Consider the following 19,856-nt stretch of genomic DNA (forward strand, 5'->3'; position numbering starts at 1 on the left):
CCCCGTTCCCAAATCAAATCTAGCCCGCTAGGATCGATCCGATGAACCAGACTGATAGCCTTATTAAACGCGCCTTCGTGTTTCTCATCGCGATTGTCGCGGCCATTGTGCTGATCGGCATCATTAAGTTCACAACAGGCCCGACGTTGCAAGAAATCCTGCTCGACAGCGACGCCACCTTCTGGCCGTTTACGATCCAGAACATCATGTGGGTCGCGCTGTTCATTGGTTTTGGTGAGCTGGTCCTGCGCTGGTCCGCTGCCAAGGATGAGGAAAGCCAGCTCGCGCGCGGCTACCTACCAACGGATGGCCGTCGCCTCGATCATGCGCTGCTCGGTAAAATCCGCGACAGCATCGCCAGCCGTAAATTCGCGCGCAATGCGTTTCTGCCACGAATGATAAGCCGCACCATCGATCAATACCGTGTCAGCGGCAAGGAGGACCAAGCGCTGGGCGTGATGAATGCGTCGCTAGAACTGTACATGCACGAGATTGATTTGCGTTATTCGACGCTACGGTACCTCACGTGGTTGATCCCAAGCTTAGGCTTTATCGGTACCGTCATGGGCATTATGTTTGCTCTGCAATATGCGGGGGTTCCTGCCAATGCCGAGAGCGAAGAATTTCTCTACCAAGTCACGCAACGCCTCGGCGTCGCCTTCACCACGACCCTGCTCGCCCTCATCATGTCCGCTGTCCTCGTGCTCGCGCAGAGCATGGTGCAAAGCAAAGAAGAACGCGCGCTGAACGCGGCGGGGCAATATACGATTGATAATCTGATTTTGCGGTTGGGTGGTCGGGTTGATGCGGACGTCAACACAAAGGCGACTGACTAATGTCCGACTGGCAGCCCCCCAATAATGAATTTGACGTCCGCGAAGAACGGACACCCTATGGACGTTACGCGATCTATGCGGTTCTACTCGGCGCAGTCGCCATCGGTGGGATATGGCTCGCGAGCCAAGTCGTAGTCCGCGAACCCGGCGACCGCGCGCCGATCATCGACATCGCGCAAGGCGAAACCCCTGACCCTGAGGCCAAGCCCATGGGCGCGGACGAAGCGGCTTGGGTCGCCGCATTGGAGAAGGACACTTTGGAAGGCTACCGCGAGTATCTGGCTGAATTTCCAGACGGAAAATTCGCCGAGAAAGCTCAAGAACAGATTGACGTTTACGACAATCGCGATTGGGCGACAGCGGAACAGCGCAATACAATTGTTGGGTATGAGGATTACCTCGCCGCATGGGAAGATGGCCTTCACGCGGATAAAGCCCGCGAACGCATCGCCGAGATGAAAGCGGCACAAACAGCCGCGGAACGGGACGCCGCAGAGCGGGCAGCGCGCGAGAAAGCGGACTGGCAAACGGCGGCTCAGGCCAACACAATTAAGAGCTATCAGACCTATTTAGGCAAACATGCGACGGGGACGAACGCTGATACCGCGCGGTCTCGCATCGCGTCTATGCAAGCGTCCGCTGCGGATAATGCGGCCTGGCAAGCGGCTGATGCTGCGGGCACGGCGGATGCCTATGAGCGTTACCTGAGTAGTTTTCCGCAAGGCGCTTACGTCGCGCAAGCGATCGCCGCGATCGAGCGACTACGACCCTCCGTCGGCAAGGTCTTTTCCGATTGCGACGCCTGCCCGTCCATGACGGTTTTGCCCGGCGGGAATGATACGCTCGGCGCGCTCGACACCGACGACACAGCGCGGTCTAATGAAAAGCCGGCCCGCCCTGTGAACTTCAGTGCACCGTTTGCTATGAGCGTGCGCGAAGTCAGCTTTGCCGATTATGACGCCTGTGTCGCGGCAGGTGGCTGTTCAACCCGTCCGAGCGATAAGGGCTGGGGGCGCGGATTGCGGCCCGTCATCAATGTGTCGTTTGCTGACGCACTAGCCTATGCGTCGTGGCTGTCAGCGAAGACAGGATTTGCCTACTCTCTCCCCAGCGAGGCGCAGTGGGAATATGCGGCGCGCGCCGGATCGAATGACATCTATCCCGGCGGATCAACAGCCGCGCTCTGCGCGTTTGCCAATGGCGCGTCCAAGGAAACCTCTGTCGCGTGGGCCAATACGGCCTGTACTGACCCCGGCGTCGGACGCACCCTGCCCGGCGGCACCTTGTCGGCCAATAAATTCGGGCTGCGCGATATGGTCGGCAATGTCGCGGAGTGGACGTTGGATTGTAATACGTTGAACCTGCGTGATGCGCCCGTGGACGGCAGCGCCGATGCGCGCGGGTCTTGCGGACAACGAGTTGTGCGCGGCGGGTCGTGGTTCTCGGGGCCTGATGACCTGCGATATTCGGCGCGCACCATGTTGCGACGGGGCGACAAAAACGACTTTACGGGCTTCCGTGTCGTGCGCAAGATCAGCGGTTAATGCACGCTCTCCGTTCACGCGCGGCTCAGCTTATCTGTGCTAAGCAACGCTCATGATGTTGAAAACTCTCATGACCAGTTTGGCGCTCACGGCAGCGCTCGGCACCGCCTTGCCTGCTTATGCGCAGGTCACAGACCAGACCGATCAGTCCGAAGAGGATTGGAGGAAATCCCGCAAAAAAAGCGGGACATCCGATATTTATCGCACCCCCAATACTAGCTCGACCGGCGTAGGCGCCCCCGTCATTGACTATGAACCGGTCAGCCCGGTTGAACGCCTCCCGTCTGAATCGCGGCGTCACCTGATGAAGGAACGCGCCAAAGCGATTGCGGAAAGTGACGACGGTGATATTTCCGACGCGGAATATGTCCCGTCCGATGAGGCAAAATCCGACGAACAATTGATGCGTGACGAGCAAGAGGCGTGGGACGTTATCGTGACTGATATGCAAGAGTCTGGCGGTGAAGCGACGTCCGAAGGTGGACCGAACAAGGTCGCTGTGGTCGGTGAAAACGGCGCGACTCCCACACGCGGATCGCGCGGCGGGTCCACGCGCACGTTGCAAGAAATTATGGACGCGATTAAATCTGGTCAGACCGGCGGCGGCAACGCGTCTGGCGCGGCGAATGGGCAATCACCTGATGGACAGCCACAAGGTCAAAACCCGTCCGAGTCGGTCGCTGATGCGTCCGGGCAAGCTCAAAACGACGGCGACGCAAACGCCGAAGGTTCATCGGATAACGACGGCCAAGCACAAGAGGCTGGCCAAGACACGGGCCAAGGCGACGCATCCGATCAGGGCGACAGTTCAGGCGAGGACAATAGCACCGATACTGGTGACGCGGACGCTTGGCCCGCCGATACGCGCGCCGAAGAACCGCTCAGCCCGCTTGAGCGTATCCGTCGGGCGAAAGAAGACAGCCCAACGCGCGGCACTCAACGCAGCGCGTCCGATTATCTCAGCACGGGCCATGAGAAGACGGGCGACGACTGATCACGGCCTGTGATCCCGGCGCTTAATCACGGCCATCTCAATCACGTCTGTGCCATTGTCGGCTGTGTCTTGGCGCAGCCCTGCAACCCACGCTAAGAGACGGCTCAACTTCATATGAGCCGTCCCATGATTGACAAAACCATCGACCTTTCCAACGACATCGCTATCGTCACGGGGGCGACCTCGGGGCTTGGCTGGCGCTTTGCCAAACTTTTGGCGGCACAGGGCGCCTCCGTGGCTATCGCCGGACGCCGGGTTGACCGCCTAGACGCCCTCGCTAAAGAAATCACAGACGATGGCGGCACAGTGCTTTGCGTACCCACTGACATGTCCGACATGGCACAGGTCGAAGCCCTTACCGCGACGGTTGAAGCCCATCTCGGCCTGCCGACTATCCTCGTCAATAATGCGGGGATCGCGGATGGGCAGCTGGCGACGAAACTGGATGTCGCTTTCATTGAACAGCTCATCGCGGTCAATCTGACGGGGCCTTTTCTGCTCGCACGCGAGGTCGCCAAACGCCTGATTAAAGCCAAAAAATCCGGCCGGATCGTCAACATCGCGTCGATCGCCGCCTATAGCTATGACGGCAATGGCGCGGCGCTCTACTCGACTTCAAAAGGCGCGATTGCGCGGATGACCGAAACACTGGCCGTTGAGTGGGCTCAGTTCCCCATCAATGTGAACGCCATCGCACCGGGTATCGTGAAGTCAGAAATGACGGATTTCATGGCGCAACGGATGCAAGCGGGCGAACAAGCCGAAGACTTCGCGGCCCATACTAAACGCAAGCGCGTGCCAACCCCGGACTTTCTCGACAGCACGCTCCTGTTCCTCCTTGACCCCAAAAGCCATGCGGTGACGGGCACGGTTATTAAAGTCGATGACGGGCAACAAGGCCGCTAGCGACCTTTAAACTCAGGCGTTCGTTTCTCTAGAATCGCATCGACGCCCTCGCTGAAATCCTCAGTGAAATGCATCGCGGTTTGGATCGCTGCACTCATTTCCATGATCGCCGGATAGCTCGCCGTCGCGCCGTGACGCAGCAATGTTTTTGCCGCGCGCAGCGCTTGCGGGGGCTGTTTCGAGATTTTACGCGCCATGATCATAGCCTCGTTCATCAGGTCATCATGCGGCACAACACGACTGACCAGACCCCAATCAAGCGCTGTCTCCGCGTCGATAACGTCGCCTGTGAAAATCAACTCTGCCGCCCGGCTCGCGCCGATAATGCGCGGCAGTAACCACGCGCCGCCGTCGCCGGGGATCAAGCCCAATTTCAAAAATGTCGGGCCGAACTTGGCCTTGTCCGACGCAATCCGGATATCGGCCATACAGGCGACGTCATTGCCAAGCCCGATCGCCGGACCATTGACGGCCGCGATGAGCGGGAGTTCAAGATTATAAAGACTATCGACGATGCGGTGAATATTGCGGCGATAGCCTTGGCGGACGTCTTCAGGCGACCCGCCAAACGCGCCCGTGCGGGCTTTCATCGCCTTAATATCACCGCCGGCAGAAAATCCCCGCCCGGCCCCGGTCAGCACAACACAGCGTAACGTGTGGTCCGCTTCGAGTGTGGCGCGCATATCCGCAAACGCTTGGCCATCCCCATCCTGTCCCAGCGCATTGAGCATGTCTGGTCGGTTGAGTGTGAGGATGGCGATAGGGCCATCGCGGTCAAGCGTGAGGATATTGGTCATGGGGCTCTCAAACAGGATGTGGGGGTCATTGTTGTGACTTCGACGTGCATTTTCTTTCGAAGTCTATTCAAAACAAACGGCTATCAATATAAAACTCTCAGGCTTAGCGTGTGTGGGCATTCAACACCGTAGAGTGAACGTGCGAGTCTCGACAATAAAAGCCGCAAAAGGCCGTCGACACAATAAGGGGGCCACTGAATGCTTGAAACACTTCGAAAACCTTGGGTTATTATTGCGAGCTTTGTCGTCGCAATAGCGCTCGTGTTCGCCTTTCAAGCTTGGATCCCATTCGTGGGCGGAGATATTTTGGATCAGGCGGCGTCTGTTGACGATCAAATGACTGTTTTGACCGCCATGTCGGAGGATCAAAAAAGCAGCCATTTCTGGATGACGCTCTTGCTCGATTATCTTTTCCCGCTCGCCTACGGCTCATTTTTTGCCGGGCTTGCTTTGAAGTTCCCGAACCGCATCGGCGTCATGCTCGCCATTCCCGCCTTTCTGGTATTCGGCGCCGATCTGGTGGAAAACACCATTCAGCTCATGGCGTTGAAGGGGAATTACAGTCTCCTTGGGGTCAAGGCCTTCCTGACGCCTGCGAAGTACTTTCTGTTTAATGTCGCCGCCCTCATCGGCTTAATGTCATTGGTTTGGCTCGCATACAAAGCCGTAAGGTCGCGTTTGAAACGCGATTAATTATGTGGAGAAGGCTTCGCGAACAAGACCATAGCGTTGGCGCAAGTATTTATGAAATCGGTATTTCCAAAGGGGAGACACATGGACAAGATTTTGATGAATTGGTTATGGAAGAACAGGAAAATAATCGGAATTATCGCAATCCTTATTTGCGTTCTGACGTGGACGTTAGAGTTGACTGACCTCGTCTACGTTTGCCCCTATTGTCGCGCGCAGCGCACCATCATCGGCGTGTTAGGTTTGTCTCTTTTACTCCCGAACACGCGAAATTGGATAAACTTGTATTTCGCGTCGATTATTGGTGCGTTTGGATTTTTTGTCGCCTCATATCAACATTTTGAGGGATGGAAGAAAATCATGTTTGGGAAATTCGAGTGGGGAGATCACTGGTATATTAACTCATGGCTGCTCTCGGGCTGCGCGATTTTAATAATATCAGGACTAGTTTTATTGATATGGACATCTCCGACTCCGTCTAAAAAGTCTGATGTTGAATGAGGCTTTAGATTGGCGGCGTTGATACCGCCCACAAACGACCCCCTACACCCCTCTCACGGCTCCCTGTGATAAACTCGTTCCATAATTCGTGTAATCGTGGGGCGGGGCAGAAGCCGCGTTGCGGTGGCGGAGACACGGTTGACGAAGCCCGGAATACGCAAGGCGCGGTCGGACAGATAGAAGGCCATCAGTTCATCCGCCACTTCGTCCGCTCCGGCGAGCATGTTTTGAAGTTTGGACAAGGCTTCGATGTCAGTCATTTCAGTTTTAATGCCGCCGGGCGTGAACAGACCGACGCTCACCTGATCACGCCATTCTTCTCGTAGCGCGAGGCTAAAGTTCTGTAAGAAGGCTTTGGTGCCGGAATAGACCGCCTGATAGGGCAGCGCGACTTGTCCAGCCATCGACCCCACGATGACCAAGCGACCGTCGACAAGCGGCGTATAGAGCGCCCGCGCCAACCGCACATTGGCCATGACATTGGTCTCGACCATCGCCGCATCGTCCGCATCTGATCCCGCGTTAAACGGGCCCACATGGGTGACGCCGGCATTTAGGACGGCCCCGGTGAGAGGCCCGATTGTATGACAGAGTTTTGCGAGCCCTGCAGCGTCCATCAGATCGAGAATGCGCGTTTCGATTCCTGGATGACGGTCCGCCAACTCATCCAGCGGAGCTTGCCGACGTGCGGTCGCGACAACAGTCGCGCCCGCATCGGCCAGTCGCACAGACAGCGCCCGGCCAAGACCGGAACTCGCCCCTGTGACGAGAATGCGCTGTTGTGCGAGTGGTTTCATAGAGTCCTTAGAGCGTCGGGTTGACTAAGAACTTTTCACCCGTTTTCTTCGCATTATACCGCCCGACAATATCGGCGTTAAGCGCGTCGGCAAGACTAATTTCATCCGTGTAGGTGCTAGCAAAGGTTGTCGTTAGTTCACTGGCCACGCGTTGGCGCAGACGGATCGCAGTTTCCATGCCGGCTTTGGCCAGGAAGTTTGGCAGCAACCAGCCGCCCACGCCCCACGCCATGCCGTAGCCGCGTGTGAGTGTTGTCGGTGACGGGTCGAGCGAGCCATAGAGATAGACTTGTTTGTGATGGATTGAGCCATAGATCGAGTAGGCGCCCGGGGTGCGTGCTGCGGCGCCTTCCATCGCGGTTAGGATGTCCGACGCCAGCTTCCCGCCGCCCGTTGCATCAAACGCCAATGTTGCGCCCGTTTCGTGAATGGCGTCGATCAATTGTGGGATAAAATCTTCGTCCGACGAATTGACGATATGCGTCGCGCCGATGGCCTTAAGGATATCCACCTGCTCTTGTTTACGCACAATATTGACCAACGGAATACCGTCAGCCTTGCAGATTTTGACTAGCATCTGGCCGAGGTTGGACGCCGCCGCCGTATGGACAATCGCTGTGTGACCTTCTTTTTTCATCGTCTCTGGGAAACACAGCGCTGTCAGCGGGTTCACAAATGATGACGCGGCTTGGCGCGCCGTGTTGCCTTCATTCACCGGTAGAACTGACATGATCGGAACGCAGCGATATTCAGCATACATACCGCCGCCCATGGCCGCGACTGTACGGCCCATGAGCGCCTGAGCGGCGTCACTTTCGCCAGCGGCGACGACAGTGCCTGCGCCTTCATTGCCGATAGGGAGCGCTTGTCCGATACGGGCTTTCATCATCCGCATGCCCATCGGAGGGACCGGCGCGACGAGCGCATCGCCGTCATTCGTTGCCTTAGACATGTCGGAATAGCCAAACATGACGCCGTGATCCGATGGATTAATCGGACAGGCTTCGACTTTGATCAAAACTTGATCAGCCGTCGGAACGGGCATTGGTTTTTCAACCATCTCCATACGGAGTTGACCGCCTTCGGTGACAGTTGAGACGAGAGATTTGTAGGTTTTTGGCAAGCTCATGACTTGAGTCCTTCATTTATGTTGGGCCAACCTAACCTGTTGTGGGCTTGCCCTCCAGCCTTTCCGCCATCATGATAGCGATGTGAGCATAAAATCATATATCGTCCCGCGTCTCGCCGAACGCATTCTCAGCCGCGAGCGCTTAGAAAAACAGCGCGCCCGGTTTGAGGCAAAGCGGACGGGTCGCCCGCATATTGAGGTTTTCCTCGACCCTAGCGATCCTTACTCACAGCTCTTAAAGTCTGTCATACCCGACTTTGAAGCCCGCTATGACATTGATTTAACGACTTATATAGTCGGACCGCCCGATGACGGGGCTGCGCCGGAACGCAGCGCGCTGGCTGTTTATGCAGCGATTGATGCGCAACGCCTTGCCGTTCGTGCAGGCCTTAAGGCCAACCTCAGCCCGCAACCGCCTGCGCTGGACACGGCTGACGCCAATGCACGTCTCCGCGCGCTGGGGCATTATCAAGGCGGGATGATCCATTATGGCGGTGAATGGTATTGGGGTTTGGACCGACTGCATTATCTAGAAAGCCGTCTCGCTGGGATCGGCGCAAAGCGCAAAGAAGCCCCAACGACACCCATATTTACACCGCCTGCCACACCCACCCGTGTCCCCGATATATCCCGCGAGACGAACAAAGTGCTGCATTGGTATCTGTCGTTCCGCTCCCCCTATACTGCCATTGTCGCTGAGCGGACCGAAGCGCTCGCGGCCACCTATGGGGCCGAGTTACGCTTGCGGTTTGTTCTCCCGATGGTCATGCGCGCGCTCCCTGTGCCGAAGGCTAAGCGCCGCTATATCGTGCGCGATACAGCGCGCGAAGCACACCGACTGGGCGTGTTATTTGGGCGGGTCTCCGATCCGGTCGGTGCCCCTGTTGAGCGTGGCTACGCGATCTTGAACTGGGCGATAGACCAAGGGCACGGCATCGATTTCGTCCGCACCTTCCTTCATTATGTCTGGGCCGAAGGCGTCGATGCCGGCTCTGACCGCGGGTTAAGACGCATTGTCGAGGGGGCCGAACTCGATTGGTCCGAAGCACGGCAACAACTCGACACGGATGACTGGCGCGCTGTCGCGGAAACCAATCGCGCCGAGATGATGTCCTACGGGATTTGGGGTGTTCCGAGCTTCCGCGTGGGAGAGACCGCCGTCTGGGGACAAGACCGCCTTTGGGTTATGGAAGCGGCCTTGAAAGACGAATCTTAATTTCTGGACAGTTCGGGCCGTGAACGGCAAGAGCACAAAAAACCCAGTTGGGTTTAAGGGGAAAATCTATGTCACGCATTGCAAAACTCGCACTCATTCCACCGTTTTTGATTGGGATTCTTCTCACGTTTCAGGCGTTGTTTGTGCCTGCCAAACTATCGGAAACGCTCGGCGGCATCGCGGGTACAGGCCCTGTTGGCAACGCGACCATCTTTGCTGACTTCGCCGCTTTATTCGTGACATTCACAATTTGCGTCGCGGGCGCGCTTTTTGCTGGCAAGCGCGGCTGGCTTTTCGCCCCGATTTGTCTGTTCGGCTTCACGGCTATCGGCCGGATCTACTTTGGCCTCATGAACGGCTTTGCGCCCGGCGCATTACAGCCCATCGCGATTGAAATCGTCGCCTGCGCCTTGATGATCTTCGCCTTGCGCAGCAAACCTGCATAAGAATACGCGGAAAACCCGCTTAACGTCGCGTCACGTCGGCCCCGTAAAGCCACGACAAATGCTGTCGGATCAACGACGGCGCGACGGTCCCGGCGAGCCACATCGGCCCATAGGTCGCGAGTTGCGAGAGGGGTGTGCGCTTATGGAATGTCTTGGCATTCTTCCGCGATCCCGCTTGCACGCGCGATGTTCTTGGCCGGCGGGTGGCCTGATAAATCTGGAGTGCGGCGGCTAAATCGTCGGACTCCGTAATCTCCGCAGCCAGCACCCACGCATCTTCGACCGCCATCGCCGCCCCCTGCGCCAGAAACGGCAACATCGGATGCGCGGCGTCGCCGAGGAGCGTCACGCGCCCTTGTGTCCAATGCGAGAGAGGGTCGCGATCATACAGCGCCCAGCGGAACAGCGCGTCGTCTGGCACAGCCGCAATCAGCTTTGTAATGGTTGGATGCCAGCCCGCGAAATCATTGAGCGCGTCAGCTTTTCTACCGCGCGCGCTCCACCCTTCGGCGATCGGTTCAACTTGCTCAACCACGCCGACGAAGTTCGCCAGCGTCCCGCCGCGTAATTGATAGGTCACGGCATGACGGCCCGGTCCCATCCAAGCGCAGGCTGTCGCAGAGGGCGCATCCGCCCCCAAGAGCTCAACTGGAACAACCGCCCGCCAAGCAATGTTCCCGGTAAATCTCGGACGGTCTGGACCCTGCATCCACGTCCGCACAAAGGAATGTAGCCCGTCTGCACCGATCAGTAAGTCGCCGCGATAGTGCGTCCCGTCTGATAGGCTGAGCGTGACGGAAAGGTCCGTCTGGTCAATGGCAGACACGGTCGCGCCGAATTTTAACGTGATTGAGGGGTGGTCCTCTAAGGCATCCTTCAAGGCCAAAATATAGTCTGCCCGATGAATGTGGAGATAGGGCGCGCCCCACAGGTTTGCGGCCAAGTCCTCACCGCGATCATCGCGCAAAGGCACAGAGAAAACTGTCCGACCGCTGAGCCCCATCCGCGTCTCAATCGCGGTCGGCTGAACCGCGTCACGCGCAATCCGCTCAGCGATGCCCAGAGCGCGAAACACTTTCATCGCATTGGGCGGAATTTGAATGCCTGCGCCGACGTCACCTAAGGCGTCCGCTTGTTCGAAAACAAGGACCTCATGTCCGAAATGCGCACAGGCCAGCGCCGCTGTCAGTCCCCCAATGCCGCCGCCTGCAATCAGAATTTTCATCGTCGATCAATCATCAAACATGCAAGCCCGACCTGTCTCAAGATCGGCATCGCACTGATAGACCCGGACATAGTCCACAATCAGCGCCGACGGTATAACGCTCGGATCGATACCACGTTCATTATCCCCTTCTGGCCATTTCCCACCAACGGCAAAGTTGAGCATGAGATAAAAGTCTTCGTCAAACGGTGCGTTGGGGTTTTCGGATTTACGCACCGCATCCGTAAACCAGTCTTCGGCTTTGGCGGTCCAGAAACGGTCCCCATCGACAAACCAATCTATCCGGCCTTCGCCCCATTCGACCGCGAATGTATGAAACTGCTCCCGCGGCATGCCGTCCTGCCCCGCAACAGACGTCAAAGCCCGGCGCTCGCTAACATGAGTATTGTTGGGCGGACGTTTGCCAAAATGGATGGCGCCAGAGGACCGGTTTTCAACATCGCTGTCCGCGCAATCGTAACAGGTTGCCCCAAGATTAACGGCTTCCATAATATCAATCTCACCCGACAGCGGCCACCCGCCATGGACGCTGGATTGCGGCATCATCCAAAAGGCTGGCCATGCCCCCTGCCCGTTTGGCAATTCCATCCGCCCTTCAATTCGACCATATTTCCAAGCCGCCAAATCGCGAGTCCGGACTTTGCCAGATGTATAAGGTTTTGTTTTTGAGGCGCCCGGGTATGCGGGATGTTCCATGTGAACACCGGGACCTGTCCATTCTCCGTCGCGAGCGGTAAGCCACAGATAGCCCCCCGCAACACTCACATTTTCAAGGCGGTCGATGTAACATTGGCGTTCTTCGTTCCCGCCGCCCCAGCAGGACACTTCGGGGGACCATTTGGTTCGGTCAAGCGCATCACCGTCAAATTCATCCGCCCAAACAAGATCCCACCCGCGATCCGATATATGACCGTCTACTTTCGCCGTAGAGGGTTGCGACACAGCCGTTTCAGCCGTCACACATGCCGCTAAGATAAACGCCATTACAACGCCCACCGTTCGCATATTTTCCAACATGGGCACCGTTCTACAACGCTAGATCATACTCGTCTTCGCTCAGAGGCTTCAAAGTCCAAGCGATGTAAAGTGTTGGCAGTAACACAATGACATATGTCAGAATGATCGTCAGCGCAGCCATGCCCGGAAAATTCAACACAAGGGATTCACTGAGGTTGAAATTCATCCAACCTGTCATGCCTAACATTTGTAACGCCCCAAAAATTGAGACGATTAAAAACGCAATCAAAGCTCCCTTTAAGATGATGCGGCAAGCAAATGAATAGGCGTCATCTTGCGTCTTTGCTTCCCATTCTTGCAATCCTGAATTTGCACCGGAGAACCTTAAGAAAACACGGTTTGTAACCGCATACACCCCAGATGCGACCACCATAAGCATGACACCCGCGTAGAGACCCAACATAAGGGGAGACGTCAACAATGCGTATTGTTCTGAATACAGAATCATCGCGCCTAATATTTGCACCATGATTGGAAAGCCTACTACAGCTATCGTTGCACACCATCTCAACCGTTTTAAATTTTTGCCCAAAAGAGTGCTAGGGTGCAACGTTACATCAGGTCTCTTGATGGTCATGATTTATTCCTTTGCGGCAATACTTGACGCAGCCAATTGTTCAGCGAGTGATTTGAACGGCTTGGGATTGAACACCATTTCAAATGGTAATTCAAAAAAATCGGCAAGTTTGAACGCCAACTCCAAGGACGCGTTATAGTCCCCTCGCTCTAAATAACCGATCGTCTGGAAGTTTATCCCTATGGCATCAGCCAAATCTTTACGGGATAGACCTTTCTCGACACGGAGTAATTTGACACGGTTATGTATCATATTGTTGTGAATATACAACAAATTATATAAACACAAGACTTTTATAGCGTTTGTTGAACAAAACACCGACTTGTATCGAAAATCAGTCTTGTTGCGCGTAAAACTTCGACCCTTGCACGCAGGTCAATCTACATATTTCGGCCCTTGGGGGATGAGACCATATTATTGTCGCCATCTCTGTTCGCTAAAAATCTCAAGTCCATCTCTGAGCGATTGCTCAAACTAGCACTGGCAATCGTATGATTTTGTATCCGGCCTATCCCTTGAAAGCCCCGCCCAGTACGCCTGACAAAACATCAATATAGGCTGCAAAGGCGGTCCGCCCGGACTTTGTCATTCGGATCGTAGTCAAAGGTTTGCGCCCTACGATTGATTTATCGATATTAATATATCCTTCCTCTTCCAATTTTCGCATTTGGATCGACAGGTTACCTTGTGTCACATTCAAGGCCGTCTTTAATTCTGTAAAAGACGCGACTTCGGCATTCGCCAGATAGGCCATCACGCCCAAGCGAACGCGCACATGAATAATGTCTCTGATATTGTCGATGCTCGGTTCAGACATATCGATTACGCGTTTGACATCGTCTGTTTTCCCGCTCGGAAAATGAGCAGTCCCGGCAAAGCCATACAGACGAAAAGCGCCACACCGAGAGCGAGAACATAGGCGGGTATATTATCGATGAATAGGCCCAACACGATGGCCGACACAAACCATCCGATGGCGGTGATACCGTGCCAAATGTGACGCCGCAATATCGCGGTCGCCAACCAGATCGCGCCTTGGAGTGCACAGACCACGAGGGGGAACAACAACCAAATAGACCAATCTCGCTTCTGAAAAGCGACCCAACCGAAGATGAGCGCCAAGACGAGGTTGGCGATGCCCGCCCCTGTAAACGCCGCCCCCACAGCCCGTTTCGTCGTCCCCTTACCGTAAGGGTTCGACAGATTTTGCCATGAATTCTGAAAGATCATGATGAGAAAAAGGATCGTTGGCAGCCAGCCTACGAGCATCCAAATAAGCGGCGAGACCTGCGCGTCTGTCACAAGAAGCGCCCAATTCAGCAAGCATTGAGCCCCGTAAAGCACGCCCGCAATGAGATATATGAACCCGAAATTCCGGTTGTGAGAGCCATCATCATCGACCAGTGCCCGCATGAAAGCGAGATTCGCTTCGGCCGTTTTTACATCTAAAGTCCTGCGGCTATCTCCTTTTGGTTACGGGCCCGACGGATGCGCTTTCGCCCATTTAAGAGTCCCCCGATAAACGTATAGCGTACGAGAATTTCGTAGCTCACCAGCATCAAAGGAATCGAGAGCCCTAATATCATGACGTATTTCAGCGCGGCTGGCCATGCCCATGGCGCCACCCAAATTTGCAGCGCCATAATAATCGGCAAATGGATTAGATAGAGCCAATAGGACGCAGAGCCCAATCGCTCAGCCGCCCCAACCCGGCCTTTAGCCATACGAGTGACAGCAGCGCACGAAAGGCCAACATCCCAGTATAGAGCAGCAGTAAGAGATAGAGAAACCACAGATGCGTCTGTGGAAACGTCTTCACTGTCATTGGCGAGGGCTCTGGTGGGTTTTCAGGCATCACGCCGCCCTTGGCGGCGACCATGCCCCAGATCGCCAGGGCGATGAAACACACCATCATAATCGGCCAAAACACGATTAACGGCACACCGACGCGTTTGAGCCCCTCCCGAAGGCGCCACCCAAGAACGTCAGAATAGATTGAAAACTGGAGCCTGAGCATATCCGTTCGCCGTCAGGCTGAGGCATTTGGAAACTTCGAGCAATGTGAGGCGTATAATAGAAGACACTCACATTTAACGCTCGGAGCCTTTCTAATGTCAGACTTTAATCTCCCCCAAAACACGCTTGTAGTCGTCACGACGGGTGAGGAGGCCAAACTCTTCCGTATGAAAGGCGCCCACTTAAAAGCGGATGGTCACTGGGAACCAACAGACCTTGCCGATGAAGGTCCATCAGGGAAGTCGCCGTCTGAGCAATCCGATAAGGAGTCCATGGAAGCCACTTTCTCTAAACAAGTTGCTGAACGCCTCTACGCGCTCGCGCACAAAGGCGCGTATCAAAACCTTGTCCTCACCGCCGATCCTGACTCTCTGGGAGAAATTCGCCCGTTGCTTCATAAAGAAGTCCTCGCCACAATAATTCTACAGCTGGATAAAACGCTGATTAATTCTTCAACCGACGATATTGAGCGATCAATTGCAACGGCGATGCCATAGTTGTTACGGAACGACTTTAAATGATCGGCTCTCTGACAGATTGAGCTTATCTCGTTTTAAAAAGGGCGCCCAACATCGCTGACGTCATACATACCGAAATGAAAGATGGCCGCAGCCTCTGCCTGCGGCCTCTGCAAAGTCGAGACGCGCCACTCCTCGAAGCCGGCATCATCGCTTTGTCAGATCGCTCTCGGTATTTCCGGTTTTTCTCTGGCTTCAAACAAGCTCCGCCGTCGGTTTTAAAACGGCTGACAGACTTTGATGGCGATGATCATTTAGCGTGGGGCGCGGTTGATTCCAGCTTGGATACGAACCCTCCCATTGCCGCCGCGCATATTTTTCGCGTCGATAACCTGCCGCCGACAAGTGGGGATTTTGCGATCGCAATCTTAGATGACTACCACCATCAAGGGATTGCGAGGTCCCTCATTGCCTGTTTGTTTTCTGATGCGATTTCAAAACAGTTCGAACATGTGGAACTGGATGTTTTGAGCGAGAATCGCGTGGGGATAGCGCTTTTTCGGTCCTTGGGAGCTCAAATTATAAGCGCGTCCTCAGGTGTCACCCATATAAAAATTGACCTTAATCACGCGGTTACCGTTTTAAAGACCTCAGACAAACCGCCCTTGAACCGGGTGTTTTTACAGTTTTCGTGACCCCCAAATGAGACAGAATAAAGTCTGTTTTAAACGGCAGAGTCAGCGTTGTAACGGCGGCCTAATATTGAAGCAATCTGGGTCTGTGACTTGGATAATGAAAGGCCTCCAATAGCGAAGTCTATGAATGGCATTTGGAGCCTGGCCTTCCAAAACTTTGTCTCAACCTAGTGCGGTCCGAATACAGACGTTGCGGCTGCGATTGCGGCAATTGCGATAGAGAACAAAACGACATCAGCGAGGAGCGCCCACCGTAAATGGCGGATGGCCCCCGCGCCATCTACTGTCAATTTGGTCGTCACATAAAGCTTGTTAAACGCGCCAATCCCGAGAGCCACCGAAGCCACGCCCAGTTTTAGTAAGAGCAGTCGACCATAGGCCGTTTGAAAGAGGCTCGCGATTGATCCCGAGATTTGCACTGACAGCCAGAGTCCCAAAGCGACCATCATCGGAACAGTCCAAACGGCAAGGCGACTGAAACGGTCCAGTCTCACCGCTAAAGCCCTGACGTCCGCGCCCGATCTAGGCCACAGAACGACGGGCGCTAAAACCCAAAACCCTGCCACCAAAACATGAAAAGCGACGGCGAAAGATGCGAGACTGGACCCTTCCAGAGCTTGCGTATGTCCTGCCAATCCAAACCCGGCGGCGGTGACGATAGCGCCTAGTCCAGCAAGCACGCGAGGCCGCGAGACGCTAGCAGCTACGAGTAAGACAGCGCCGAGGCCGAGTGCGACAGCTTGCGCCCGCACGCTCGGCCAGACCCAACTGAACATGGAGACATCCATCACCTGTCCCCAACCGCCTATAATCTCCGCGTTTAAGGACAGGAGCCGCAGGGCCAGCGCAAGCACAAGACCATGCGCAGCAACCCTCAGCCACAGCGACTTAATAGGCATCCCTATGGCTGTATGCACACCCACGCCGACCGCTGTGAGGCTGCCCGCGTAAAAGGCAGCTTTTAGCAGGATTGCGAACACATCGAGCACGCTACTAGGCGGCAATCGTGAACGCGATTTCACCGGTCATGACATGGCCGTCGCTTGCGACTGCGCGCCACTGGATTGTATAATTTCCGGGCTCAAGCGATGGCAAATCAACGCGATGCGTTTTCGCCATTGTCCGTTCGGGTGTGAGGTCCAGAACAGTATCTGACCCCGCTTCGGTCAGCTCAAGTTTCGCCAGCCCGACAGACTTTACAAAGGTTAGGTCAAGCGTATTCGGCGCGGCAACCATAGAGGCGCCCGCCTCAATATTTGACGACGCCAAGACCGTATGCGCATGCGCCGTGAGGGGCAGCGACGTTATAAGCCCGAGGGTCGTTAATCCGATAAGATAATGTTTCATGTAGCGGTCCTGTTTGAGTTGAAAAATAGGGTTTTAGATCACAGCTTTAATAATCATCCAGATCCCCATACCCATCATGGCAAGGTTCTCTGAGAGTGAGACAAATCCAAGCGGCACATTCACGCCCCCGCCAACGCAGGCGCATTTAAGCTCGCGTTTGTCGATGTAGACGGCTTTAAACACGCTCCACGCGCCAATCGTGCCGACGAACAAGGCAACGGGAGCCGCAATCAAGCCGAACACCCCGCCCGCAATCATCATCACGGCAGTGAAGGCTTCCGCAAAAGGGTAGACATAGGCGTAGCGAACAACACGCCGGGCCAGCACATCGTAATTCAGGAACATGTTGGAGAAGCTGTCCAAATCACGAAGCTTGAGCATCGCCAGCATCGCCATCGAGAAGGCGATAAACCACTCCACAGTTCGACCGGTGACCCAATCCCCAGTCAACGCCCAAACAGCCGCGAGAGCCATCAGGGCCGCGATGATAAACACGACGACGACAGGCGTATAAGTTTTCTCATTGGGATCTTTGACTGTGTAGCCGAAGTGACGGCGAACATCGTCAAACCCGCCAATCCGCTCACCCCCGATAAACGTTTGGGGTGTCGTTTTTACATTCCATTTTTCCTTAAAAGCGTCTGTCTGAGGCCGGTTTTCGAGATGATTATCCTCGATCTCAAACCCTTTACGTTTCAACAGGTCCACGGTCTTCAGCCCAAACGGACAAATATGCTCACTCGTCACCATGCGGTAGACAATGGCCTTACGGCCCTCTCCTGTTTTGTTGACGGCAAATTCTCCTGAGGTGGTCATGGAAATCTCACTTCTAATTTCATTGAGGGTGCGAGGTGGTATGCTGCGCTTATTCCGTCGCGCTAAAATTTGGGATAGGACGGGCACTGGCGTCGGTTTCAGTTGTGGCTGCGCCGTTCGCTTTAATATCTGCGATCAACCATTCCATCTCGGCGATTTCGCGACGCTGTGCCGCGATGATAGAATCCGCCAGTTCCCGGACCCGAACATCGTCGATTTCTGCACGCTCACTCGTCAAAATAGCGATGGAATGGTGCGGGATCATGGCGCTCATCCACGCCCGGTCTTGGACTGTGGTCTGTGAGCGAACAAGGAAGAGGGCGATAATAAACAGCAAGGCTGATCCGCCAACAATCGTCCAGTTCTTCGTTTTATTCTGATACATGCCCCACATGAAGGCGAGCATGACCAACGCCATCACAGCCCCCATGTAAAGTGCCATATAGGTGCGCGTTTCAGAGAAACGGACGTGGCTCAGCTCATAAGTGTTGAGATACATCAAGCCGAGCATGATGACCGTTGACGTAGCGATCATGGCAAGGAAGCGTCCGTAACTACTGCCTTTATTTCCTGATTTATGTTTCGTTTCCATAGTGTTTTCCAATCATTGAGTAAGTGCCGCGTAGTTTTGTGAAGCGTGCTACGGCATGGGTCTGTTGTCCTCTGTGCCGATTGACGGGGCGGCGACGGTCCGACGCGCACGTGGCTTTAAACGTAACGCGGGTTTCTCGATAAAGTGCCAACTTGCCGCCGAAAATCCGATCCAAAGAGGGGTGGACAAGAGCGCAAGACCGAGCGGGCCCGTGTCTGGCCGCAGAAACATCACCGCCTGCATGACCGGAAAATGCCAAATGTAGATACCGTAGGAATAATCCGGCAATGCCACGACTGGAGCGTGCGCCACGTCAGACAATCCAAAACGCAACATCACACCCGTCAACGCCAGCGTGGCTAACAACTCACCGCCAAAGCCTGCGCCGAGCCATAAAAAAGCGGCTATCGCGGCAATGACCAAAACCCAATGCGGACGGCGAGCGCGGGGCCATTGCCACAAACACATGCCGAGTAAGAATGCCGCGGACAGACGCATTAGGGGCATGACGCCTGCTGACAGCGTTCCGACATCCATAACCAAAGGCAGCCCGAGATAGGCCACTTGCACGGTGACGAAGGTCACAACAGTCAGCCATCTATTCTTCAAAATACCGAGCGCAAAGCCAACAGCTGCAAGAATATATGCGGCGATCTCAAACCGGATCGTCCAGAGCGGACCATTGAAATCCGCTTCCAAATTGCCCGCAAAAATTCCGCCCGGCGCATTCTGTGGGTCGCCCAACAATAGGACTCGCCCCACATAGGACCAGATTTCGCCGGACATGATATTCTCGATCCCGCCCGGTCGTGAAAACATAGTCGAAAAAATGAACACAAACGCGAGCAGCAGAATAATCAAGGCCGGATAAATACGCAGGGCGCGCGACGCGGCGTAGATTTTCAGGTCGCGCCGCAAATCAAGACTTTTCGCAATCAGCATACCGCTCAGCACGAAAAAGCCGTTCACGGCCATGTAACCGCCCGTCCATTGATGGATGCGGATCGGCTCCCACCCTGTCGTCAGTAGAAAGACATGACCGAGCGCGACGATCGCGGCTAAAATCCACCTGACCGCAGTCAGATGGTTTGCGCCCATGAGCGGATCGCGCGGCATATTATAGGGTGTAACGGCAACCATTTCATGCCCTCCGAACGACTAGGCGGAGGTGATAAACGTGCGTCAATGACCAGACAGTTTGTCTTCGATGAGATATTTGCGGCATGTTATCCGCCTTAATCTTGTTCGAAGATACGC

24 protein-coding genes are annotated in these 19,856 nt (G+C 55.1%); 9 read left to right on the plus strand and 15 right to left on the minus strand.

The window, feature by feature from the left end:
• Positions 1–41 precede the first annotated feature (41 nt).
• The 4 genes from IE105_RS08090 to IE105_RS08105 all read left to right on the plus strand — a co-directional run bounded on the left by IE105_RS08090 (position 42) and on the right by IE105_RS08105 (position 4,280).
• Complete coding sequence (locus IE105_RS08090; protein WP_189497227.1) at positions 42–836, plus strand: MotA/TolQ/ExbB proton channel family protein; 795 nt, start codon at positions 42–44, stop codon at positions 834–836.
• A complete protein-coding gene (locus tag IE105_RS08095; protein WP_189497229.1) occupies positions 836–2,380 on the plus strand; it encodes a formylglycine-generating enzyme family protein in 1,545 nt (514 codons plus the stop codon). The genes IE105_RS08090 and IE105_RS08095 overlap by 1 nt, the downstream gene beginning before the upstream one ends.
• A 52-nt stretch (positions 2,381–2,432) precedes the next feature.
• The gene (locus IE105_RS08100; RefSeq protein ID WP_189497231.1) at positions 2,433–3,374 is read left to right on the plus strand and encodes a hypothetical protein; all 942 of its coding nucleotides are present in this window, start codon (positions 2,433–2,435) and stop codon (positions 3,372–3,374) included.
• A gap of 126 nt (positions 3,375–3,500) precedes the next feature.
• Positions 3,501–4,280, plus strand: coding sequence for an SDR family NAD(P)-dependent oxidoreductase (locus tag IE105_RS08105; protein ID WP_233354060.1), 780 nt, complete (start codon positions 3,501–3,503; stop codon positions 4,278–4,280).
• Here the strand turns inward: IE105_RS08105 and IE105_RS08110 are convergent.
• Entirely contained in the window at positions 4,277–5,077 is an 801-nt protein-coding gene (locus IE105_RS08110; protein WP_189497235.1) for a crotonase/enoyl-CoA hydratase family protein, read from the minus strand. The genes IE105_RS08105 and IE105_RS08110 overlap by 4 nt on opposite strands.
• 198 nt (positions 5,078–5,275) lie before the next feature.
• Here IE105_RS08110 and IE105_RS08115 point away from each other — a divergent pair, with 198 nt between their 5' ends.
• Positions 5,276–5,770, plus strand: a complete 495-nt coding sequence (locus IE105_RS08115) for a hypothetical protein (protein WP_189497237.1) — start codon at positions 5,276–5,278, stop codon at positions 5,768–5,770.
• 551 nt (positions 5,771–6,321) lie between these two features.
• Here IE105_RS08115 and IE105_RS08120 read toward each other — a convergent pair.
• Both IE105_RS08120 and IE105_RS08125 read right to left on the minus strand, forming a co-directional pair.
• Complete coding sequence (locus tag IE105_RS08120; protein WP_189497239.1) at positions 6,322–7,065, minus strand: SDR family NAD(P)-dependent oxidoreductase; 744 nt, start codon at positions 7,063–7,065, stop codon at positions 6,322–6,324.
• Between the two features lie 7 nt (positions 7,066–7,072).
• Complete coding sequence (locus tag IE105_RS08125) at positions 7,073–8,194, minus strand: zinc-binding dehydrogenase (RefSeq protein WP_189497241.1); 1,122 nt, start codon at positions 8,192–8,194, stop codon at positions 7,073–7,075.
• An 82-nt stretch (positions 8,195–8,276) separates the two neighbouring features.
• On the opposite strand from IE105_RS08125, the gene IE105_RS08130 reads away from it, so the two are divergent.
• Both IE105_RS08130 and IE105_RS08135 read left to right on the plus strand, forming a co-directional pair.
• Positions 8,277–9,410 carry a 2-hydroxychromene-2-carboxylate isomerase gene (locus IE105_RS08130; RefSeq protein ID WP_189497243.1) on the plus strand — a complete coding sequence of 378 codons (1,134 nt, stop codon included), beginning with the start codon at positions 8,277–8,279 and terminating at the stop codon, positions 9,408–9,410.
• 68 nt (positions 9,411–9,478) lie between these two features.
• The gene (locus tag IE105_RS08135) at positions 9,479–9,856 is read left to right on the plus strand and encodes a hypothetical protein (protein ID WP_189497245.1); all 378 of its coding nucleotides are present in this window, start codon (positions 9,479–9,481) and stop codon (positions 9,854–9,856) included.
• Between the two features lie 19 nt (positions 9,857–9,875).
• Here the strand turns inward: IE105_RS08135 and IE105_RS08140 are convergent, their stop codons facing one another.
• The 7 genes from IE105_RS08140 to IE105_RS08175 all read right to left on the minus strand — a co-directional run bounded on the left by IE105_RS08140 (position 9,876) and on the right by IE105_RS08175 (position 14,692).
• Positions 9,876–11,081, minus strand: coding sequence for an FAD-dependent monooxygenase (locus tag IE105_RS08140; protein WP_189497246.1), 1,206 nt, complete (start codon positions 11,079–11,081; stop codon positions 9,876–9,878).
• A 6-nt stretch (positions 11,082–11,087) separates the two neighbouring features.
• Positions 11,088–12,098: a glycoside hydrolase family 16 protein gene (locus IE105_RS08145; protein WP_189497248.1), complete on the minus strand. Its 1,011-nt coding sequence runs from the start codon at positions 12,096–12,098 to the stop codon at positions 11,088–11,090.
• A 10-nt stretch (positions 12,099–12,108) separates the two neighbouring features.
• The gene (locus IE105_RS08150; protein WP_189497250.1) at positions 12,109–12,675 is read right to left on the minus strand and encodes a hypothetical protein; all 567 of its coding nucleotides are present in this window, start codon (positions 12,673–12,675) and stop codon (positions 12,109–12,111) included.
• A 3-nt stretch (positions 12,676–12,678) separates the two neighbouring features.
• Complete coding sequence (locus IE105_RS08155; protein WP_189497252.1) at positions 12,679–12,927, minus strand: helix-turn-helix transcriptional regulator; 249 nt, start codon at positions 12,925–12,927, stop codon at positions 12,679–12,681.
• Positions 12,928–13,183: 256 nt separating this feature from the next.
• A complete protein-coding gene (locus IE105_RS08160; protein ID WP_189497253.1) occupies positions 13,184–13,492 on the minus strand; it encodes a winged helix-turn-helix domain-containing protein in 309 nt (102 codons plus the stop codon).
• Between the two features lie 5 nt (positions 13,493–13,497).
• Entirely contained in the window at positions 13,498–14,088 is a 591-nt protein-coding gene (locus tag IE105_RS08165; RefSeq protein ID WP_189497255.1) for a hypothetical protein, read from the minus strand.
• A 247-nt stretch (positions 14,089–14,335) separates the two neighbouring features.
• The gene (locus tag IE105_RS08175) at positions 14,336–14,692 is read right to left on the minus strand and encodes a hypothetical protein (RefSeq protein WP_189497331.1); all 357 of its coding nucleotides are present in this window, start codon (positions 14,690–14,692) and stop codon (positions 14,336–14,338) included.
• 94 nt (positions 14,693–14,786) lie between these two features.
• Here IE105_RS08175 and IE105_RS08180 point away from each other — a divergent pair, with 94 nt between their 5' ends.
• Together IE105_RS08180 and IE105_RS08185 are read left to right on the plus strand one after the other, a co-directional pair.
• Entirely contained in the window at positions 14,787–15,188 is a 402-nt protein-coding gene (locus IE105_RS08180; RefSeq protein ID WP_189497259.1) for a host attachment family protein, read from the plus strand.
• Positions 15,189–15,286: 98 nt separating this feature from the next.
• A complete protein-coding gene (locus tag IE105_RS08185; RefSeq protein ID WP_189497261.1) occupies positions 15,287–15,844 on the plus strand; it encodes a GNAT family N-acetyltransferase in 558 nt (185 codons plus the stop codon).
• Positions 15,845–16,011: 167 nt separating this feature from the next.
• On the opposite strand, the gene IE105_RS08190 is transcribed toward IE105_RS08185, so the two are convergent.
• From IE105_RS08190 to IE105_RS08210, 5 genes are read right to left on the minus strand one after another with little or no spacing between them, the layout of a single operon-like run.
• Positions 16,012–16,866 carry a CopD family protein gene (locus IE105_RS08190; protein WP_189497263.1) on the minus strand — a complete coding sequence of 285 codons (855 nt, stop codon included), beginning with the start codon at positions 16,864–16,866 and terminating at the stop codon, positions 16,012–16,014.
• The gene (locus IE105_RS08195; RefSeq protein ID WP_189497265.1) at positions 16,838–17,191 is read right to left on the minus strand and encodes a copper resistance CopC family protein; all 354 of its coding nucleotides are present in this window, start codon (positions 17,189–17,191) and stop codon (positions 16,838–16,840) included. Before IE105_RS08195 ends, IE105_RS08190 begins: the two co-directional genes overlap by 29 nt.
• A gap of 33 nt (positions 17,192–17,224) precedes the next feature.
• On the minus strand, positions 17,225–18,007 hold the full coding sequence (locus IE105_RS08200) for a MauE/DoxX family redox-associated membrane protein (RefSeq protein WP_189497267.1): 783 nt from the start codon (positions 18,005–18,007) through the stop codon (positions 17,225–17,227).
• Between the two features lie 49 nt (positions 18,008–18,056).
• The gene (locus tag IE105_RS08205; RefSeq protein WP_189497268.1) at positions 18,057–18,599 is read right to left on the minus strand and encodes a DUF305 domain-containing protein; all 543 of its coding nucleotides are present in this window, start codon (positions 18,597–18,599) and stop codon (positions 18,057–18,059) included.
• Between the two features lie 48 nt (positions 18,600–18,647).
• Positions 18,648–19,739 carry an acyltransferase family protein gene (locus IE105_RS08210; RefSeq protein WP_189497269.1) on the minus strand — a complete coding sequence of 364 codons (1,092 nt, stop codon included), beginning with the start codon at positions 19,737–19,739 and terminating at the stop codon, positions 18,648–18,650.
• Positions 19,740–19,856 lie beyond the last annotated feature (117 nt).

It is taken from the genome of Algimonas arctica (assembly GCF_014652695.1).
Lineage (GTDB): Bacteria > Pseudomonadota > Alphaproteobacteria > Caulobacterales > Maricaulaceae > Litorimonas > Litorimonas arctica.

Coding starts and splice junctions, on each gene's coding strand:
- IE105_RS08090 (WP_189497227.1), top strand. CDS start 42: ATGAACCAGACTGATAGCCTTATTAAACGCGCCTTCGTGTTTCTCATC.
- IE105_RS08095 (WP_189497229.1), top strand. CDS start 836: ATGTCCGACTGGCAGCCCCCCAATAATGAATTTGACGTCCGCGAAGAA.
- IE105_RS08100 (WP_189497231.1), top strand. CDS start 2,433: ATGATGTTGAAAACTCTCATGACCAGTTTGGCGCTCACGGCAGCGCTC.
- IE105_RS08105 (WP_233354060.1), top strand. CDS start 3,501: ATGATTGACAAAACCATCGACCTTTCCAACGACATCGCTATCGTCACG.
- IE105_RS08110 (WP_189497235.1), bottom strand. CDS start 5,077: ATGACCAATATCCTCACGCTTGACCGCGATGGCCCTATCGCCATCCTC.
- IE105_RS08115 (WP_189497237.1), top strand. CDS start 5,276: ATGCTTGAAACACTTCGAAAACCTTGGGTTATTATTGCGAGCTTTGTC.
- IE105_RS08120 (WP_189497239.1), bottom strand. CDS start 7,065: ATGAAACCACTCGCACAACAGCGCATTCTCGTCACAGGGGCGAGTTCC.
- IE105_RS08125 (WP_189497241.1), bottom strand. CDS start 8,194: ATGAGCTTGCCAAAAACCTACAAATCTCTCGTCTCAACTGTCACCGAA.
- IE105_RS08135 (WP_189497245.1), top strand. CDS start 9,479: ATGTCACGCATTGCAAAACTCGCACTCATTCCACCGTTTTTGATTGGG.
- IE105_RS08140 (WP_189497246.1), bottom strand. CDS start 11,081: ATGAAAATTCTGATTGCAGGCGGCGGCATTGGGGGACTGACAGCGGCG.
- IE105_RS08145 (WP_189497248.1), bottom strand. CDS start 12,098: ATGTTGGAAAATATGCGAACGGTGGGCGTTGTAATGGCGTTTATCTTA.
- IE105_RS08150 (WP_189497250.1), bottom strand. CDS start 12,675: ATGACCATCAAGAGACCTGATGTAACGTTGCACCCTAGCACTCTTTTG.
- IE105_RS08155 (WP_189497252.1), bottom strand. CDS start 12,927: ATGATACATAACCGTGTCAAATTACTCCGTGTCGAGAAAGGTCTATCC.
- IE105_RS08160 (WP_189497253.1), bottom strand. CDS start 13,492: ATGTCTGAACCGAGCATCGACAATATCAGAGACATTATTCATGTGCGC.
- IE105_RS08165 (WP_189497255.1), bottom strand. CDS start 14,088: ATGCGGGCACTGGTCGATGATGATGGCTCTCACAACCGGAATTTCGGG.
- IE105_RS08175 (WP_189497331.1), bottom strand. CDS start 14,692: ATGCTCAGGCTCCAGTTTTCAATCTATTCTGACGTTCTTGGGTGGCGC.
- IE105_RS08180 (WP_189497259.1), top strand. CDS start 14,787: ATGTCAGACTTTAATCTCCCCCAAAACACGCTTGTAGTCGTCACGACG.
- IE105_RS08185 (WP_189497261.1), top strand. CDS start 15,287: ATGAAAGATGGCCGCAGCCTCTGCCTGCGGCCTCTGCAAAGTCGAGAC.
- IE105_RS08195 (WP_189497265.1), bottom strand. CDS start 17,191: ATGAAACATTATCTTATCGGATTAACGACCCTCGGGCTTATAACGTCG.
- IE105_RS08200 (WP_189497267.1), bottom strand. CDS start 18,007: ATGACCACCTCAGGAGAATTTGCCGTCAACAAAACAGGAGAGGGCCGT.
- IE105_RS08205 (WP_189497268.1), bottom strand. CDS start 18,599: ATGGAAACGAAACATAAATCAGGAAATAAAGGCAGTAGTTACGGACGC.
- IE105_RS08210 (WP_189497269.1), bottom strand. CDS start 19,739: ATGGTTGCCGTTACACCCTATAATATGCCGCGCGATCCGCTCATGGGC.